The 18565-nt window shown below is 67.7% G+C and carries 14 protein-coding genes; 7 read left to right on the top strand and 7 right to left on the bottom strand.

What is annotated here, in order from left to right:
• Positions 1–6: 6 nt before the first annotated feature.
• Both FA702_RS20495 and FA702_RS20490 read left to right on the top strand, forming a co-directional pair.
• Entirely contained in the window at positions 7–1389 is a 1383-nt protein-coding gene (locus FA702_RS20495) for an efflux transporter outer membrane subunit (protein ID WP_136957921.1), read from the top strand.
• Positions 1382–1969, top strand: a complete 588-nt coding sequence (locus FA702_RS20490) for a TetR/AcrR family transcriptional regulator (protein WP_168196167.1) — start codon at positions 1382–1384, stop codon at positions 1967–1969. Before FA702_RS20495 ends, FA702_RS20490 begins: the two co-directional genes overlap by 8 nt.
• A 14-nt stretch (positions 1970–1983) precedes the next feature.
• Here FA702_RS20490 and FA702_RS20485 read toward each other — a convergent pair whose 3' ends face one another.
• Entirely contained in the window at positions 1984–3096 is a 1113-nt protein-coding gene (locus FA702_RS20485) for a LuxR family transcriptional regulator (protein ID WP_136957920.1), read from the bottom strand.
• An 80-nt stretch (positions 3097–3176) separates the two neighbouring features.
• Between FA702_RS20485 and cysD the strand changes: the two genes are divergently transcribed.
• The 4 genes from cysD to estDL136 all read left to right on the top strand — a co-directional run bounded on the left by cysD (position 3177) and on the right by estDL136 (position 7769).
• Entirely contained in the window at positions 3177–4097 is a 921-nt protein-coding gene (cysD, locus tag FA702_RS20480) for a sulfate adenylyltransferase subunit CysD (protein ID WP_136957919.1), read from the top strand.
• Positions 4097–6022 (top strand): sulfate adenylyltransferase subunit CysN, encoded by a 1926-nt coding sequence (cysN, locus tag FA702_RS20475; RefSeq protein WP_136957918.1) that lies wholly within the window; start codon positions 4097–4099, stop codon positions 6020–6022. Before cysD ends, cysN begins: the two co-directional genes overlap by 1 nt.
• Entirely contained in the window at positions 6019–6759 is a 741-nt protein-coding gene (locus FA702_RS20470) for a 3'(2'),5'-bisphosphate nucleotidase CysQ (RefSeq protein WP_136957917.1), read from the top strand. Before cysN ends, FA702_RS20470 begins: the two co-directional genes overlap by 4 nt.
• A 74-nt stretch (positions 6760–6833) precedes the next feature.
• A complete protein-coding gene (gene estDL136, locus FA702_RS20465) occupies positions 6834–7769 on the top strand; it encodes a chloramphenicol hydrolase (RefSeq protein ID WP_136957916.1) in 936 nt (311 codons plus the stop codon).
• Between the two features lie 81 nt (positions 7770–7850).
• On the opposite strand, the gene FA702_RS20460 is transcribed toward estDL136, so the two are convergent.
• The 6 genes from FA702_RS20460 to FA702_RS20435 form a co-directional block, all read right to left on the bottom strand.
• Positions 7851–10262, bottom strand: coding sequence for a TonB-dependent receptor (locus FA702_RS20460; RefSeq protein ID WP_136957915.1), 2412 nt, complete (start codon positions 10260–10262; stop codon positions 7851–7853).
• 165 nt (positions 10263–10427) lie between these two features.
• A complete protein-coding gene (locus tag FA702_RS20455; protein WP_136957914.1) occupies positions 10428–11831 on the bottom strand; it encodes an efflux transporter outer membrane subunit in 1404 nt (467 codons plus the stop codon).
• Positions 11824–12990, bottom strand: a complete 1167-nt coding sequence (locus tag FA702_RS20450; protein WP_136957913.1) for an efflux RND transporter periplasmic adaptor subunit — start codon at positions 12988–12990, stop codon at positions 11824–11826. Before FA702_RS20450 ends, FA702_RS20455 begins: the two co-directional genes overlap by 8 nt.
• Positions 12980–16207 carry an efflux RND transporter permease subunit gene (locus FA702_RS20445; RefSeq protein WP_136957912.1) on the bottom strand — a complete coding sequence of 1076 codons (3228 nt, stop codon included), beginning with the start codon at positions 16205–16207 and terminating at the stop codon, positions 12980–12982. The genes FA702_RS20450 and FA702_RS20445 overlap by 11 nt, the downstream gene beginning before the upstream one ends.
• A 152-nt stretch (positions 16208–16359) precedes the next feature.
• Complete coding sequence (locus FA702_RS20440) at positions 16360–17730, bottom strand: HAMP domain-containing sensor histidine kinase (protein ID WP_136957911.1); 1371 nt, start codon at positions 17728–17730, stop codon at positions 16360–16362.
• The gene (locus FA702_RS20435) at positions 17720–18400 is read right to left on the bottom strand and encodes a response regulator transcription factor (protein ID WP_136957910.1); all 681 of its coding nucleotides are present in this window, start codon (positions 18398–18400) and stop codon (positions 17720–17722) included. Before FA702_RS20435 ends, FA702_RS20440 begins: the two co-directional genes overlap by 11 nt.
• Between FA702_RS20435 and FA702_RS22920 the strand changes: the two genes are divergently transcribed.
• Entirely contained in the window at positions 18314–18565 is a 252-nt protein-coding gene (locus tag FA702_RS22920) for a hypothetical protein (protein WP_168196127.1), read from the top strand. The genes FA702_RS20435 and FA702_RS22920 overlap by 87 nt on opposite strands.

Raw genomic sequence — 18565 nt, 5'->3', positions numbered from 1 at the left:
AGTCTCATGCGTTTCCGCAATCTGCGCCCCGTCGCGCTCGCCCTGATCCTCATGGCCGCCACGCCGGCGACGGTTCACGCCCAGCCTGTCACCGGTGCGTGGTGGCAGGCGTTCCACGATCCGCAGCTCGACGAAACCGTCCGCCGCGCGCTGACCGGCAACCTTGACCTCGCCGCCGCCGCGGCGCGCGTCGATCAGGCACGGGCCATGGCCAAGGGCGCGCGCGCGGCGCTGTTGCCCTCCTTCGACGCCACCGGCGCGGCCGAAGCCGACCGGCAGTCGCTCCATTCGCCGATCGGTGCGGCGTCGCGGCAACTGGGCTTGCCCCGGAACTACGAACTCTATCAGGCCGGGGTGGAAGCCCGCTGGGAAATCGACCTGTTCGGAGGGCTTTCGGCGCGGCGCAAGGCCGCGGCGGCCAACGCGGCGGCTACGCTGGCCGAGCTGGATGCCATGCACCTGGCCATCGCCGCCGAAACGGCGGACGCCTATCTCCACTTGCGCGGGCTGCAGGAACGGCTCGCGCTGGCGCAGCAGCAGGCGCAATTGCGCGGCAACCTGGCGGCACTGGTGCGCCAGCGCGCCGATCAGGGCCTGGCCAGCGATTTCGATGCCAACCGCGCCGAAGCGGCCCACGCCGCCACGCTCGCCACCTTGCCGCCGCTGCGGCAGGCCATCGAAGTCGACATCGACCGGCTGGGCGTGCTGACGGGGGGAAGCGACCGGGCGTGGCTGGAACGCCTGCGCGAAACGGCCGCCATCCCCGCCCCGCTCGATCCGGCGCTGGATGCCGATCCCGCGACGCTGATGCGTCGCCGCCCCGATCTGGCCGCTGCCGAACGGCGCGTGGACGCCGCACGGGCGGGCATCCGCGTGGCGCGGGCGGAATACTACCCCCACCTCTCGCTCGGCGGGCTGGTCGGGCTGGTGACGCTGGGCGGCGCCTCGTTCGGATCGGGGGATTCGGTTTCGGCCAGTGGCGGGGCGACGCTGCGCTGGCGCTTGTTTGACTTTGGACGGCTTGATGCGGAACTCGCCGCCGCGCGCGGGCATGAGCGCGAGGTGCTCGCGCTGTGGCGGCAGGCCGCGCAGGTCGCCAGCGCCGAAGTGGCGGACGCGGTCGCCGCGCTGGCCGAAGGCCGGCGGGAACAGGACGAACTTGCGCGGCAGGTTTCCCTGCTCCGCCGTGCGCGCGATCAGGCGCGCGAAGCTTACGCGCAGGGAATCGTCGCCCTGATCGACGTGCTGGATGCCGATCGCAATCTGCTGGAGGCGACCGATCGCCTTGCGCAGAATCGCGAGGCGCTTGCGCGCGCCTCGGTCGCGGCGGTACGGGCGATGGGCGGCGGCTACGGCCCCGGCGAGCAGGAGGCGGATCACCATGGCTGACAAGAGCGCCCACAAGGCCAAAGTGCGCGCCCGGATTCTCGACGAGGCCGCCATCGCACTGCGCAGCGGCGGCACCGAAGGGTTGAGCGTCGCCAATCTGATGAAACGCGCAGGCCTGACGCATGGCGGGTTCTACGCCCATTTCGAGAACCGCGACGATCTAGTTGCCCACGCCGTCGATCGCATGTTCGAAGACAGCCGCGCGATGCTGGAACGCTTCCTGGGCGACCGGCCCGACCTTGGCGGGCTGATCGACCACTACCTGTCGGAAGCGGCCATGCGCCGGCACGATCTTGGCTGTCCCCTGCCCTGGCTGGCGGGTGAGGCCCCGAGAATGCCCGAGTCCGCACGCCTCCGCTTCCAGGCCGGCATTTCCGCCATGCGCGATGCCATCGCCGGCGCGCTGGTCAGAAGCGGCCACCCGAAGCCCGAAGCCGATGCCCTTGCCGCCTCGACGGTCGCCGAAATGGTCGGCGCCATGACTCTCGCCCGCGCGCAGGGCGAAGGCGAGGAAGCGGTCGCCACGCTGAAGGCCGCGCGCGCGGCGCTTCACGCACGCGTGGCGTTACGGCCTCACTGAAACGGGCCGCGGACTCAGGCGAAAGGCGCCAGCCCGGTCAGCACCATCCGCACCAGATCGGCCTGCCCGGCGGCCCCGGTCTTGGCATAGATGCGCTTCGAATAGTTCCGCGCGGTCTCGCTGGTCAGGCGCAGGCGGCGGCCGGCCTCCACGATCGTTTCGCCCATGCTGATGGCGTGCGCCAGCGCCGCTTCGCGATCCGACAGGCCATGGACCGCCGCCAGCGTACGGACCGCTTCGCGCGCGGCTTCGCGGTGTTCACGGCGCAGCGTGCCGATCACTGCCGGGAAGGCGCAAGGCTCCACCAGGGCAAGGTCCGACTTGCGCAGCAACACGTCGAGCGCCGAGCGCTCGTCGAGCCGGATCACCCGCGTTCCGCCCGCCGGACCGGCCGCCAGCGCGGCGCAGGCTGCATCGAGCGCGCGCGCGACATCGGGAAGCACCTGCAACCGACGGCCCGGCGCCGGCCCCGGCTCCGGCGTGAACGCCAGCAGGGCTTCCGCCCAGGGATCGGCGGCCATGACCCGCCCACCAGCATCGAACGCCAGTTGCCCCACGCCCAGCCGCGCCAGCGCGGCCTGTGCCATGGCGGCCAGCAGGCGCTGTTCGATCAGCGCGACCAGCGTGCGCAGGGCGGCGGTCAGGTGCGGCGCGATCGCCGCCAGCGCGGAGACGGCGGCGGCGCTGAAGTCCTCGCGCTCGCGCACCAGCAGCAGCCAGGCGTCGGCCGCGCCACCGGCGGAAACGCGCAGCCAGCGGCCATAGCGAATACCCATGGCGTGCAGCGCCGCGCGCTGTTCGGCAAGCCGGGCGGGATGGTCGTAGTCCAGCATTTCGTCGAGCGCATAGACCCGCCCGGGGCGCAGCGCGCCATAGGGATGCAGCCGCAGCGCATCGAGCCGGCGGAAATCGAGCGGTGGCTCCTGCGCCGCGCGCGGCGCGGCGACATGGATCACGGTCGGCTCCTGCGTGGGTGCGGCATTGGCCAGCGTCACGATCAGGAACGCCCGCCGGGCATAGGTCCGCGCCACCAGATTGCGCATGAACGCGCCCCACGGGGGGCTTTCGTGAATGCCCTCGATCAGGGGCAGGAATAGCTCGCGTTGATCGGCCGAAAGAAAAGCCATGTGTTTTTGCTCCCATATGGGAGCTTCATGGTCAAGCCGTTACGCCGATGTGACGGCCAGTCACTCCCGTGGAGTCATCCATGTCCAGTTCGTTGCACCGTTCCTCGCTGACCCATCTCGAACGGCTCGAGGCCGAGGCGATCCATATCCTGCGCGAAGTCGTGGCCGAGGCCGAACGCCCGGTCATGCTCTATTCGGTGGGCAAGGACTCCGCCGTGATGCTGCATCTGGCGCGCAAGGCGTTCTATCCCTCGCCGCCGCCCTTCCCGCTGCTGCACGTCGATACGACCTGGAAATTCCGCGACATGTACGCGCTGCGCGACCGGATGGCGCGCGAAAGCGGCATGGAACTGCTGGTCTATCGCAATCCCGAAGCGCTGGAGCGGGGCATCAACCCGTTCGACCACGGCGCGCTCCACACCGACATGTGGAAGACCGAGGGGCTGAAGCAGGCGCTCGACAAGTGGGGCTTCGATGCGGCCTTCGGCGGGGCGCGGCGCGACGAGGAGAAGAGCCGCGCCAAGGAGCGCATCTTCTCGTTCCGCACCGCCAGCCACGGCTGGGACCCGAAGAACCAGCGCCCGGAGCTGTGGAGCACCTACAACGCCCGCAAGAGCAAGGGCGAATCGATCCGCGTCTTCCCGATCAGCAACTGGACCGAGCTGGACATCTGGCAGTACATCCACCTTAACGACGTGCCGATCGTGCCGCTCTATTTCGCGGCGGAGCGCCCCACCGTGGAGCGCGACGGCATGCTGCTAATGGTCGATGACGATCGCTTCCCGCTGCGCCCCGGTGAGGAACCGGTGATGCGCTCGATCCGCTTCCGCACGCTGGGCTGCTATCCGTTGACCGGCGCGGTCGAAAGCAGTGCCGCCACGCTGCCGCAGGTGATCCAGGAAACGCTGCTGACCACCACCAGCGAGCGCCAGGGCCGCGCCATCGACAAGGACGCGGGCGGCGCCGGCATGGAAGTGAAGAAGCAGCAGGGGTACTTCTGATGTCCGAAGCAGAACCCATCTACAAGACCGATGCCCTCATCGCCGAGGACATCGACGCCTATCTCGAAACGCATCGCAACAAGACGATGCTGCGCTTCATCACCTGCGGTTCGGTTGATGACGGCAAGTCCACGCTGATCGGCCGGCTGCTCTACGATTCGAAGATGATCTTCGAGGACCAGCTCGCCGCGCTGGAGGCCGACAGCAAGCGCGTGGGCACGCAGGGGCAGGAGATCGACTTCGCCCTGCTCGTCGATGGCCTTGCCGCCGAACGCGAACAGGGCATCACCATCGACGTCGCCTATCGCTTCTTCGGCACCGAAAAGCGCAAGTTCATCGTCGCCGACACGCCCGGCCACGAACAATACACGCGCAACATGGTGACGGGCGCCTCCACCGCCGACCTCGCCGTGATCCTGATCGACGCGCGCAAGGGCGTGCTGACGCAGACGCGGCGGCACTCGTACCTCGCGCACCTGATCGGCATCCGGCATATCGTGCTGGCGGTGAACAAGATGGACCTTGTCGATTACGACCACGCCGTGTTCGACGGCATCGTCAAGGACTACACCGCGTTCGCGCGCTCGATCGGCATCGAAACCTTCGTGCCGATCCCGATCTCGGGCTTCAAGGGCGACAACATCACCGCCCTTTCGGCGAACACGCCTTGGTACAAGGGGCCGACGCTGATGGAGCATCTGGAGACGGTGGAAGTGGACGCCACCATCGACCAGACCAAGCCGTTCCGCCTGCCGGTGCAGTGGGTCAACCGTCCCAATCTCGATTTCCGGGGCTTCTCCGGCCAGATCGCGACCGGTTCGGTGAAGCCGGGCGACGCGGTGCGCGTGCTGCCTTCGGGCAAGACCAGCACCGTCACGCGCATCGTCACGCTCGATGGCGATCTCGAGGAAGCGGTCGCCGGCCAGTCGATCACGCTGTGCTTCGCCGACGAGATCGACTGTTCGCGCGGCGACGTCATCGCCGCCGCGGACAATCCCCCGCAGGCCGCCGACCAGTTCGAGGCGACGTTCGTGTGGATGGCCGACGAGGCGCTGATTCCCGGCCGCGCCTATTGGCTCAAGCTGGGCACGCAGACGGTTTCGGCCACGGTGCAGCAGCCCAAATACACCGTCAACGTCAACACCATGGAACAGCTTGCCGCCAAGACGCTGGACCTCAACGCAATCGGCGTGGCCGAACTGACGACCGACCGCGCGGTGGTGTTCGAACCCTACGCCGAAAGCCGCGCGCTGGGCGGGTTCATCCTGATCGACAAGATCACCAACGCCACCGTGGCGGCGGGGATGCTGAACTTCAGCCTGCGCCGCGCGCAGAACGTCCACTGGCAGGCGCTCGACGTGACCCGCAAGGCCCACGCCGCGCTTAAGCACCAGACGCCCGCGGTGCTGTGGTTCACCGGGCTGTCCGGCTCGGGCAAGTCCACGATCGCCAACCTCGTGGAGAAGAAGCTCCACGCCTATGGCAAGCACACGTTCCTGCTTGATGGCGACAACGTGCGCCACGGGCTGAACAAGGATCTCGGCTTTACCGAGGCGGACCGCATCGAGAACATCCGCCGCGTCGGCGAAGTGGCCAAGCTGATGACCGACGCCGGCCTGATCGTGCTGACCGCCTTTATCAGCCCGTTCCGCGCCGAACGCGAGATGGTGCGCGCGATGCTGCCCGAAGGCGAATTCATCGAGGTGTTTGTCGACACCCCGCTGGAGGAAGCCGAGCGGCGCGACGTGAAAGGCCTCTACAAGAAGGCGCGGTCCGGCCAGCTCAAGAACTTCACCGGCATCGACAGCCCCTACGAAGCTCCTGAACGGCCGGAAATCCGCATCGACACCACGCGCGAAACACCCGAAGATGCCGCCGAACGCATCGTCGAGCGCGTGATCGGCAGCTGGAGCCCCGTGATATGAACGACACCGAACTGGCCGCCCACCTCGCCGACGTGGCAGGCAAGCTGCTGATTACGGTGCGCGAAAGCGGGATTCTGAGCCTCAAGGCGCTGGGCAAGGCAGGCGATGCCACGGCCAACCAGTTCCTGTGCCACGCGCTGCGCGAACAGCGCCCGGACGATGCGCTGCTCTCCGAAGAGGAGAAGGACAGCCCCGATCGACTCGACGCCGCGCGCGTGTGGATCGTCGATCCCGTCGATGGCACGCGCGAATATGGCGAGGCGCGGACCGACTGGGCGGTCCATGTCGGGCTGGCGGTGGACGGCGCGCCTGTGCTGGGCGCGGTGGCGCTGCCCGGCGCCGGGGTGATACTGCGCTCCGACCGGCCGATCCCCCTTCCCCCCGCACCGGCGCGGCTGCGCATGGTCGTCAGCCGCACGCGCCCCGCGCCGGAGGCGACCGCCGTAGCCGAGCGGCTCGGCGCGGACCTGGTGCCGATGGGCTCGGCCGGGGCGAAGGCCATGGCCGTGATCCGGGGGCAGGCGGACATTTACCTGCATTCGGGCGGACAGTACGAATGGGATTCCTGCGCGCCGGTCGCCGTCGCGCTGGCGCATGGCCTCCACGCCAGCCGCATCGACGGCAGCCCGCTCGTGTACAACCAGCGCGATACCTACATGCCCGATCTGCTCATCTGCCGGAAGGAACACGCGCAACAAGTGCTTGATCTGGTGCGCGACGTGCGCGTGGAGGCATGATCACGCACTAGCCTGGACACGGCACCGCGGCGCGATCCGACAGAAATGAAGATGCGGAAGGGGAGGACAGTTTGATGGCGTTGAATGCACAAGTCGAAGCCCTGCTCGCGATGTTCGCGCAGATGCCGCCCGTCGATTTCGCCGCGATCTCCGCACGGGCGCTGCGCGAAATCAACGACCAGCGGCCGATGCAGATGGGGCCGCCGCCTGCCGTGGCGATCGTCGAGGACCTGTCGCTGGATCTGGCCGGGCGGACGATCCCGGCGCGGCTCTACGTTCCCGAAGGTTCGGGCGAGAACCCTCCAGTGGTGATCTATTACCATGGCGGCGGCTGGGTGATCGGCACGCTCGATACGCACGACGGGACCTGCCGCGCGCTGGCGCGGGCCAGCGGCGCGGCGGTGCTTTCCATCGGCTACCGGCTGGCGCCGGAGCACCCCTTCCCGGCCCCGTTCGACGATTGCTACGACGCGCTCGTCTGGGCGCGGGACCATGCCGCCGATCTGGGGGTGGACGGCACCCGGATCGCCGTGGCGGGCGACAGCGCCGGCGGCAACCTGGCAGCGGCGGTGGCGATCCGCGCGCGCGACGAAGGCGGACCGGCGCTGCGCCACCAGTTGCTGATCTATCCCGTCACCGATGCCGATTTCTCGCTGCCGTCCTATGCCGCCAACGGCGGCGGGCAGTATTTCCTCTCCACCGCCGCCATGCGCTGGTTCTGGGACCAGTATGTCGGAACCGAGGCCGACGGGCATATCCACGGCGCGACCGTGCTGCGCACCGAAAGCCTTGCCCGGTTGCCGTCCGCCACGGTCATCACCGCGCAATACGATCCGCTACGCGACGAGGGCGTTGCCTATGCGGAACGCCTGACGGCCGCCGGCGTGCCGGTGGAGGCGGAGGAGGCGCCCGGCATGGTCCATGGCTTCTTCTCGATGTTCGCGTTCGTGCCGGATGCCATGGCCTATATCGACCGCGCCGGCGCGCGCCTGAAGGCGGCTCTGGCCTGATCGAAGAAAAGGGGTGGATGGCCATGCCACCCACCCCAGTTTTGCGCAGGGTGAGGATCCTGCGCGCCCTTCGATAGCTCGTCAGAAGGTGATCGAGGCTTCCAGGCCGAACGTGCGCGGCGGGTTGAAGTTGCCGTAATCGCCCAGCACCGCATCGTTCGCGCCCGAGCGGCGATAGATATGCGTTTCGTTGAACAGGTTGCGCGCCCAGGCGGCGACCGTCAGCTTCTGGCCGTTGCCGTTCATCGGAATGTCCGCCAGCGCGAGCCGGCCGTTGACGATGAAGCTGTCGTCCGTCTTCACGTTCTCGGACTGGAAGCTGTACATGCTGCTCGCATAGTTGGCATCGATGTGGAAGCGCAGCGCAGTGCCCGCGGCGCTGAGCGGGACTTCGTAATCAGCGTAGGCCGACGCCGCGTTCCGGGGCGTGTAAACCACGAAGACCTGCGTCAACTGCCCGAACGTCGGCCCCGGGTTCGGGTTCGCCGTGGCGGGGATGTTGGTGTACGTATAGGCATAGGACGCGCCCAGCGTCATGTTCTCGACCGGACGCACCGTCAGGTCCGCTTCCACGCCACGGATCTTGGAGGTGCCCGGCGCATTGGCGGTGTTTTCGGTGTGCAGGTTGTAGGTCGGGTTGGGCGAGCCATCGGCCAGGAACTGCAAGGTATCGACGTTGTCGAAATCGATCTGCGTGCCGGTGCGATCCATGATGTAGCCGGCAAGGTTCAGGCGCACCTTGTGGTCCAGGAAGTCCATCTTCGCGCCGAGTTCGTAAGCCTTGACCTTCTCCGGTCCGAACGCGCCGAACGTGCTCGACCGGTCGTTGGCGCCGCCGGCGCGATAGCCGGTGGAATACTTGGCATAGACGTTCACGCCGGAGGACAGGTCGTAGGCCAGCGTGACCATCGGATCGAACCGGTCCTTGTCGAACCGGAACGTCCACGGCGTGGCGACGCCCGAAACCGTGGTCAGCGCGCCGTTGCGCTTGTCCTTGGTATAGCGACCGCCGACGGTGATGTGCAGCGGGTCGATCGGCGACCAGGTGACTTGCGCGAAGGCGGCATAGCTGCGGGCCGTGGCGTGGCTGTCGCGCTGGATGAAGCGCGAGCCATAGGCCCAGCCGTTGTTCGACGCGGTGATCGCGCCGTTCACGATCTCGCTGTTGATGATGTAGCCGGTGCCGTCCGCGTTCCAGGTGTTCGACGAAGGCGTCGCCGCCGATTCCTGCGCGTTCTCGGTGAAATAGTAGAGGCCGACCACATAGTCGAAGCGCGCCAGGCTGCCCACCGCCTGCAGTTCCTGGCTGAACTGGCGCTGGTGCAGGTCGGAAAGGCTGTAGCGGCTGAACGTGGCGTTCGGCAGAAACACCGTGCGGTGCGCGCCGCCGGAATTGTCCCACTGGTTGGTGGTCACGCCGCGCCATGCGGTGATCGAGCGCAGTTCGAGGCTGGGACTGACCTTGTACTTGAGCACGGCGGAAAACCCGTCGGTCTTGTCCACGCTCGGCTGCTGCGGCACGCCGATGTCCGCAACCGACATGCGCTGGTTGCCGCTCACCACCACCAGAGGCGAAAGCGGCGCGATGAAGCCCTTGGGCAGCTTGCCGCCGTTGGCCTGGATCTGCGCCAGCGTGGCAACCGGCAGGCCATTGGGGTTGTAGTTGATCAACTGGCTGTAGAACGGCGTGTTCTCATCGCGCGACTGATCATAGGAAAACTCGGCCGAAAAGCCGTCGAACGGCTTCCACAGGGCGGTGGCTCGGCCGCCGACGCGCTGATACTGGTTCCAGCCCGCCTGACCCGCCAGCGGGTTCTTCACAGTCGGGTCCTGATGCTGGACCACGCCGTCCAGCTTGAAGGCAATGTTGTGGAATTCGGGCAGGTTCACGTGCAGTTCGCCGTTGTAACTGCCGTAATTGCCCACGCCCGCCAGCACCCGGCCGCCGAATTCGCCGGTGGGCTGCGCGGTGACGATGCTGACCGCGCCGCCTTCGGTGTTGCGGCCGAACAACGTGCCCTGCGGTCCGCGCAGGACTTCCACGCGCTGCACATCGAACAGCGCGGCGTTCAGGCCCTGCTGGCGGCCGAGATAGACTCCGTCGAGATAGACGCCCACACCCTGGTCGCGCGCGGTCTGGTTGGCGTCGAACGGCACGATGCCGCGAATGCCGACCGTCAGCGCCGACTGGCGCGCTTCGAACGTGGCCACGCGCAGCGACGGAATGGCGCCATCGGCGAGATCGATCAGGCTTTGCACATGGCGATCGCGGATGACCGTGGGGGTCACCACGGAAATGGCGATCGGGGTCTTCTGCAGATTGGTCTCGCGCTTGGTCGCGGCGACCACGATCTGCTCCAGCCCGCGGCCGGAGTCGGGGCTTTCCGCCTCGGCGGCGGCGGGTGTCGCATCGTCAGCGGCGTGCGCCATGGCGGGCGCGAACGCGAGCGGCAGCGCCAGCGGCAGGGCCGCCAGCGACGTATGGAACTTCATTTCCGAATTCCTCCCTGGGGTGAAGGACGGGCTGCGACGATCGCTTGCACCCAAGTCCTTCGACACCGCGGGAGCTAACTTTAGTAATTTTCATTCACGTTACAGAAACAGTGTGGAAAATTAACTTTAGGTAATCTTCGACAGATTCCTGCGCGACCGCCACGATCAGGCCCAGCCGCCGCCTACGGCCTTGAACAACCCGACGGTCGCTTGCTGCCGGCGCGTGTCGATCTCGATCGCCTGCCGCTGCGTGCGCAGCGCGGTGGTCTGCGCCGTCACCACGTCCAGGTAGCTCACCGCACCCTTCTCGTACCGCCGCGTTGCCAGCTGCTCGACTTGCGCCGCCTGTTGCGCCGCGCGCTCTTCGGCGGCGGCTTCGTCTCCCAGGTGATGCAGGCGCGACAGTCCGTCCTCGACATCCTGCATCGCGCCCAGCACGCGCAGGCGATAGTCCGCCGTGGCCTGCTCCCACCCTGCCCTCGCTTCGGCAACGCGCGCCCGGTTGCGACCGCCATCGAACAGCGTCAGCAGGACGTTGGGACCGACCGACCAGAACAGGTTGGGCGCGCTGGCCAGGCCCGCCAGCGCGGTGTTCTGGACACCCCCCTGCCCGCCCAGCAAAAGCGAAGGGAAGAAGGCCGCTTTGGCAACGCCGATCCGGCGGTTGGCGGCGAACATCCGGCGTTCGGCCGCCGCCACGTCTGGCCGGCGCTGCAGCAACGTCGATGGCAGGCTGACCGGCACCTCCGGCATGGGCAACGGCGCGGAGGAAGCGGCGATCGAAAAGCCCGACGGCGTGGTTCCGACGAGCGCGGCAATGGCGTGTTCGGTCAGCGCGCGGGCGTTGCGCAGATCGGCCAGCTGGCCCTGCGCCTCGGCAAGCTGCGTGGCCGATTGCCCGGTTTCCATGCCATTGGCGATACCACCCGCGAACCGCCGGCGCGTCATGGCATCGGCGCGGGAATAGGCATCGACCGTCCTTTGCAGCAGATCGATCTCGCGATCGTAGCCGCGCAGGGCGATGTAATCCGTCGCAAGCTGCGCTTGCAGCGAAACCCGCACGGCCGCCAGATCGTCGGCACTGGCCTCCGCATCGGCGCGACCGGCCGCGACGCTGTTGCGTACCCGCCCCCAGAGGTCGGCCTCGTAGCTCACCTGTGCGCCCAGCGTATCGGCGGCATAAAGGTCTGGCTGCTTCTGTCCGCGCAGCGGGCGATTGTCCGACTGGCGGTTCTGCGTGACCGTCGCCTGCGCCCCGATCTGCGGGAACAGGCCCGCGCGCACTTCGGCGAGATAGGCCCGCGCCAGGTCATAGCGGCCGACCGCCGCCGCCAGCGATGGATTATCGGTGGCGAGCCGCGTTTCCAGCGCATCGAGCGTGCCATCGCCGAATGCGGTCCACCAGGTTGGCGACGGCGCGGCATCGCCGGGCGCGGCCGGCACCCATGGGCCGGCCTCCGCATACGTCGCCGGCACCGACACGGCGGGCGGCTGGTAGGGCGGCGCCATCGAGCAACCCGCCAGCGCGGTCAGCCCCAGCAGCGCGGCCAGCGCGCGACGGTCAGCCATGGCGGCTCTCGTCGACATGGACCGCTTCGCCCGTGGCGATCGAATCCGGCGGGTTGTCGACGATGCGCATGCCCGGAGAAAGGCCGGAGAGCACCTCTACCGTGCTGCCGAGATCGCGCCCCAGCGTGACGCGGATCAGGCGGACCTTCGAATCCGCGCCCACGGTCGCGACCTGGGTGCCGGCGGCCCGGAACACCAGCGCGCTGGACGGAATTGCCACGGCGCCCGTGCTGCCCGGCAGGTCGAACGAAACCTGCGCATAGCCTCCGGCGCGCAGCACCTGCCCCGGATTGTCGGCAACAAGCTGGACCTGCAGGGTCCCGGTCTGCGGATTGATCGCGTCCGACGTGCCGACAAGGCGCGCGGTGAACTGCCGCCCCGGATAGTCGGGCACGGTCAACCGCGCCTGCAAGCCCGGCTTCATCGCCGCCGCGTAATTCTGCGGAACGCTGACGTAGAGGCGGATGCGGCTGATGTCGGCGATCGTGAACATCGGTTGCTGGCTGGACGCGCCCGGCCCGACAAGGTCGCCAATGTCGGCATTGCGGGCGGTGACCACGCCGGCAAACGGGGCGCGGATGGTGGCATAGGCCTTCATCGCCAGGAGCCGGCCGAGATCCGCTTCGGCCCCTCGTACCGTCGCCACCTGCACGGCCAGATTGCCGTTCTTCTCGTCCGCCTCCTGTTGCGACACCGAATGATCGGTCAACAGGTCGTTCCAGCGGGCCGCCGTGCTGCGCGCCAGGCCGGCGCCAGCCCGCGCCCGCGCCAGGGACGCCCGCGCCGCGACGATCTGCTGGTCCAGTTCCGGCGTGTCGATCCGCCCCAGCGGCGTCCCCAGCCCCACGGCCGCGCCGATGTCACGATCCCAGGACCGGACGTAGCCCGGCACGCGCGCGAAGATGTGCGCGGTGTTCCACGCCGCCATCGTCCCGGGCAGCTCGAGCTGCCCGTTCGCATCGGCGCCGCGCACGGGGATGAGGTGGACCGTGGGCAGCGAGCGCGCGTCGCTCCACGCCTGCGCGCGGCTGGTGTCGCTGGTGCGACTGATCATGCCGGCGGCCACCACGGCCAGCGCCAGCGCTCCGGCAACGATCCCGGCGGTTTTCAGCCCCCGTGGGGACGCGGCCGGCGTTTCGGCAAGCCGTTCACTCTGCATGGACAAGGTCTCCCGTGGAGGAATGGGGCGCGGCATCGGACGCGGGGCGGTCCTTGCGATGCGCGATGGAGAAGACGACCGGCACGAACACCAGCGTGGCGATCGTGGCGCAGATCAGGCCGCCGATCACGGCGCGGCCAAGCGGCGCGTTCTGCTCGCCGCCCTCGCCCAGCCCCAGCGCCATCGGCGCCATGCCGATGATCATGGCCAGCGCGGTCATCAGCACCGGACGGAAGCGGGTCGATCCGGCTTCCACCGCGGCGGTCACCGCATCGCCCACGGCGGCGAGGCGTTCCCGGGCGAAGCTCACCACCAGCACCGAATTGGCGGTGGCGACGCCCATGCACATGATCGCGCCGGTCAGCGCCGGCACCGACAGCGGCGTGTGCGTGGCGAACAGCATCCAGGCGATGCCTGCCAGCGCGGCCGGCAGGGCCGAGACGATCACGGTGGGATCGATCCAGCTCTGGAAGTTCACCACGATCAGCAGGTAGATCAGTGCGATAGCGCCCAGTAGGCCAAGGACCAGGCCGACGAACGCGGTGTTCATCGTTTCCACCTGACCACGCAACTTCACCGTGGCGCCCTTGGGCAGGTCCGCCTTCGTCGCGTCCAGCACCTTCTGCACGTCACCGGCGACGGCTCCCAGATCGCGGCCTTGCGTCGTCGCATAGACGTCAAACGCCGGCTGGACGGCATAGTGCGAGATCACGGCGGCCGACGGTTCGCGATGCATCGTGCCCAGCGCGCCAAGCAGCTGCACGTCGCCCGGCCGGCCGCCGCTGACCGGGATGTTCTGGAGATCGGGAATGGTGTCCGTCCGGTACTGCGGCGTCTGGACGACGATGGGATAGGACACGCCGTTGCGGGGGTTGAGCCAGAACGCGGGAGCGACCTGGAAGCTGCCGGCAAGGTTCACGGAAAGGCTTTTCGTCACGTCGTTCTCGGTCACGCCGACGCGGTCGGCGGCGGTGCGATCGACGTCGAACCGCAGTTCCGGATAACTGCTGGCCTGTTGCAGGCGCACGTCGGCGATGCCGCCCACGTGCTGCATTCGCGCCACCAGTTCGTGCGCATAGGCTTCATTCTCGCGCACGTTCGGGCCGGTCACCATCACGTCGATCGGCGCGGGCGAACCGAAGTTCAGGATCTGGCTGATGATGTCGGCCGGCAGGAACGAGAACGTCGATCCGGGGAAGACCTGGGGCAACCGTTCGCGCAGGGCACGGACATAGCCCGCCGTGGGCCGATGCCCTTCGCCCAGCGTGATGAGAATATCGCCGTCCTGCGGGCCAACGCCGCCGGTATTGGAATAGGCGCGGTTGATCCCCGATACCGGCAGGCCGATGTTGTCCACCACCGAGACCAGTTCATCCTTGGGCACGGTGCGCCGGATCTCGTCCTCGATATGGTCGAACAGCGCCGCCGTTTCCTCCAGCCGCGTGCCCACCGGCGCGCGGACATGCAGGCTGATTTGCCCGGAATCGACGCTCGGGAAGAAGTTGCGGCCCAGGAACGGCACCAGCGCCAGCGATGCCAGGACCACCGCCATAAAGGCCGGAACGAACACCCTGCGCCGCTCCAGCGCGAACACCAGAACCGAGACGTAGTAGGCGCGCACTTTCTCGAAACGGTGCTCGAATCCCTGCTGGAACCGTCGCAGCGGATGGCCGCGCGGCGCGCGGCCCGCCAGCGCGTCGTGACTCGCCATGATTTCCGCCGTGTGCTGCGAGGCGTGGTCGCGCAACAGGTAGTTGCTCATCGTCGGCACCAGCGTGCGCGACAGGACGAAGCTGGCGATCATGGCGAAGACCACCGCCTTGGCCATCGGCGCGAACAGGAACCCGGCGACGCCCGGGAGGAAGAACATCGGCACGAAGGCGATGCAGATGCACAGCAGCGACACGAAAGCCGGGCGCACGATCTGCTCCGCGCCGTCCATGATCGCGGCGCGCACGGTCTTGCCCTGTTCCAGATGCCAGTTGATGTTCTCGATGGTGACCGTGGCGTCATCGACAAGGATGCCGACGGCGAGCGCCAGTCCGCCCAGCGTCATGATGTTGAGCGTTTCGCCCGCCGCCGACAACCCGGCGACCGCGGCCAGAATCGCGAGAGGGATGGATGTCGCGATAATGACCGTCGATCGCCAGGAACCGAGGAAAAGCAGGATCATCAGCGAGGTAAGGCCTGCCGCGATCACGCCTTCGCGCACCACGCCCGACACGGCCGCCTTCACAAACAGCGACTGGTCCGAAAGCAGCTGCACCTTGAGATCGGCAGGGAGCGTCTCCTTGAGCTTGGGCAGCAGCGCCTTTACCTGGTCGACGATGGCGATGGTGGAAGCGGAGCCGGACTTGAGGATCGTCATCAGCACGGCGCGGCCACCGTCCACGCGCACCTCGTTGCGCTGTGGCGGCGAACCATCGCGGACGTGCGCCACGTCGCGCATATAGACCGTGATGCCATCAACCGTGCGGATCGGCAGGTTGTTGAGCTGATCGACCACTTCCGGGCTGTTGTTCAGCCGGATATTGTATTCGTACTGGCCGATCTTGGCGGTCCCGGCGGGCACGATCTGGTTCTGCGCCGCCAGCGCCAAGCCGACGTCAGTCGCGGAAAGGTGACGCGCGACCAGCGCGGCGGGATCGAGATCGATCTGGATCTGGCGTTCGCGCCCGCCATAGGGCGAAGGGATCGCCGCGCCCTGCACCGATGCCAGCGACGGCCGGATGAAGTTCTGCCCCAGATCGAAGATCTTCTGTTCGGACAGGCCCTTGGACGACAGCGCCATCTGCAGGATCGGCACCGTGGAGGCGTTGTAGTTCAGGATCAGTGGCGGGGTGATGCCCGGCGGCATCTGCTTGAGCACCGTCTGCGAAACCGACGTGACCTGCGCCGTCGCCGTGCGGATATCAACGCCGGGACGGAAGAAGATCTTCACCACGCCGATCCCGTTGAGCGACTGGCTTTCGATATGGTCGATGTCGTTGACCGTCGTGGAAAGCTGGCGCTCGTAGTAATAGACGACGCGGCCCGACATGTCCTCTGGCGGCAGGCCGCGATAGGTCCATACCGCCGCGATCACCGGGATGCGGATGTCGGGGAAAATGTCGGTGGGTGTCCGCACCCAGGCGATCGAGCCGGACAGCACGATCAGGATGGCGAGGACGACGAACGTATAGGGCTTGCTCAAGGCAAGCTTGACCAGTTGCAGCATGGCAGTTCCGCAAATCGCGCTCGCGCAACCGGGGCCGGAAGGGGGGAGGCTGGTTGCGCGAGCGCCAAAGTTTGCCGTGGTCGCCCGTTGCGTGCGCCGCCGGCCGGCGCCTCAATTGCGCCAGCGCGGCCCGAGCGCCAGTGAAATGAATTTCACCTGGCCTGTTGCGCTTCCACAGGCGCGACGATGCGCGCGCGCAGGCCCGGTTCGGCGGGCAAAAGCTCCAGCGCGAACTGGTGCAGATGCACGATCGCGGCCACTACGCTGAGGCCAAGGCCCGATCCGGGCACAGCCGCGGACGCCACGCCCCGGTCATAGCGCCGCAGCACGGCCTGCAACTGGTCCACCGGAATACCCGGACCGTTATCGCGTACCTCGATCACCACGGAACCATCGTCATTCGCCAGCCGGATCGACACGCCCCCTCCCTCCGGCGCGAACTTGATCGCATTGTCGACAAGGTTGCTGACGGCCTCGAAGATCAGCTTCTCGTCGCAATACAGGCGCACAGGCGGCGCACCGCGCCACCGCAGCGCGACATCGCGCTCCTCGGCAAGCGGGCAGTACAGTTCGACCACCGTGTCCAGCAGCCGATCGATGCGGCTCATCGCAAAACCCTGGCGGCGGCCGGAGGCCTCTAGCTCCGAAATGCGGAGCAGCGCCGCGAACCGCGCCAGAACAAGATCAAGATCGGCCATGGCCGCCTCGATCCGCACGACATCGGCCGGCGCCATGGCCGGATCGTGGCTGGCGCGATAGAGCTGGTTGCGCACCCGGGTCAGCGGCGTCCGAAGATCGTGCGCGATCGCGTCGGTGACGGATTTCACCTGGTCGACGGTGCGCTCCACCTCTCCGATCATCCGGTTCACGGTGCCGGCAAACAAGTCCAGCTCGTCGCCCCGCCCCTCGATCGGCATCCGCGCCGCCAGCCGCCCCGATCCGATCTCCAGCGCCACGCGCTGCAGACGGTCCACGCGTCGGAGCGGCCCAAGACTGACAGCGAACCCCGCCGCCAGCAGCAAGGGCGCCACGAACAGGCCGCTGAGGACGAGAATTTCCACCATGCGCCCGCGCAGATCGACGATCGGCCGCACATCGCGGCCGACCATGAGCAGCGCTCCGCCCGGTGTTCGCATGGCCAGGATGCGCAACGGCCCGCGCACGTCCGGCCCGTCATCGCGCTCGTAGGGATGCCCGACAACCAAGGGCGGGCTCGCCCCGAGATCCCCCGCCAGCCAGCGTCCGCCCGAGGACAGCAGGCCGAAGTGGTTGAGACCACTGATGCTCGCTGCCGAGGATTTATCGATTTCCGCCGGCAGGTCCGCCTCCGGCAAGGCTGCCAGCCGCGCGATTTCGGTGCGGAGGATACGGTCGCTGCGGCCGTTCAGTTCGCGTTCGGTCAGGCTGTAGATGATCAGCAGCAGCAGGAGCACGCCAACAGTCGCGGCTCCGCCCAGGGCCAGTGTCAGCCGGAACGTGCTGGTCTTGCGAATGTCGCGCAGATGCGGCCAGTCACCCGGCATCGAAGCGGTATCCCTCGCCCTTGACCGTCGCGATCAGCGACGCGTGCCCTGGCCGGTCGATCTTCTTGCGCAGCCGCGCGATGTGCACGTTGATGAGGTTCGCGCCCGGATCGAAATAGTACCCCCACACGCGTTCGAAGATGATCTGCCGCGTGACGATCTCGCCCGCGTTGCGCATCAGGAATTCCAGCAGGCGGAACTCCATGTGCAGCAACCGCACCGGATCGCCATCCACGCGCACCTCGCGACGGATCAGGTCCATCTCGACCGGTCCGCCCCGCAGCATGGCGGCAGCCGTTTCCAGTTGCCGGCGCCGTCGCAGCAGGACTTCGACCCGCATCGCCATCTCGTCCGGCGCGAAGGGCTTGATCAGATAGTCATCGCCCCCGGCGCGCAGCCCGTCGATCCGCGCATCGACATCGCCCAGTGCGCTGATCATCAGCACCGGCGTAACGATGCCGGCGTCGCGCAGCCGCGCCACGACGGCCAGACCATCCAGGCCGGGCAGCATCCGGTCCAGCGTGATCGCATCGAACGGCTCGCGCAGGGCGCGCTCCAAACCGTTCTGCCCATCCGCCTCGGCATGGACGGCGTGACCGTGCACGCGCAATTCGTCCGCAATCTCGCGCGCCGTTTCGGCATCATCTTCAATGACGAGAATGGAAGCCATGTGCACCGTCGATCGGGCCACTGCCCTGAAAGCTCGCCCCTCATAGCGAACGGCACCGATGCGGCGCACGTTACATCTGCGTCACGTGGCGGGCCGCATTCCGCGCAGCGCGCGCGGAGCCAGGCCGCCACGATGCCGCTTGATTTCCTGCGCGGCATCGCGTGA

The organism is Novosphingobium sp. EMRT-2, from assembly GCF_005145025.1.
GTDB lineage: Bacteria > Pseudomonadota > Alphaproteobacteria > Sphingomonadales > Sphingomonadaceae > Novosphingobium.
Note: the sequence above shows the minus strand (reverse complement) of the source record. Positions and strands in the feature narration are given on the sequence as shown.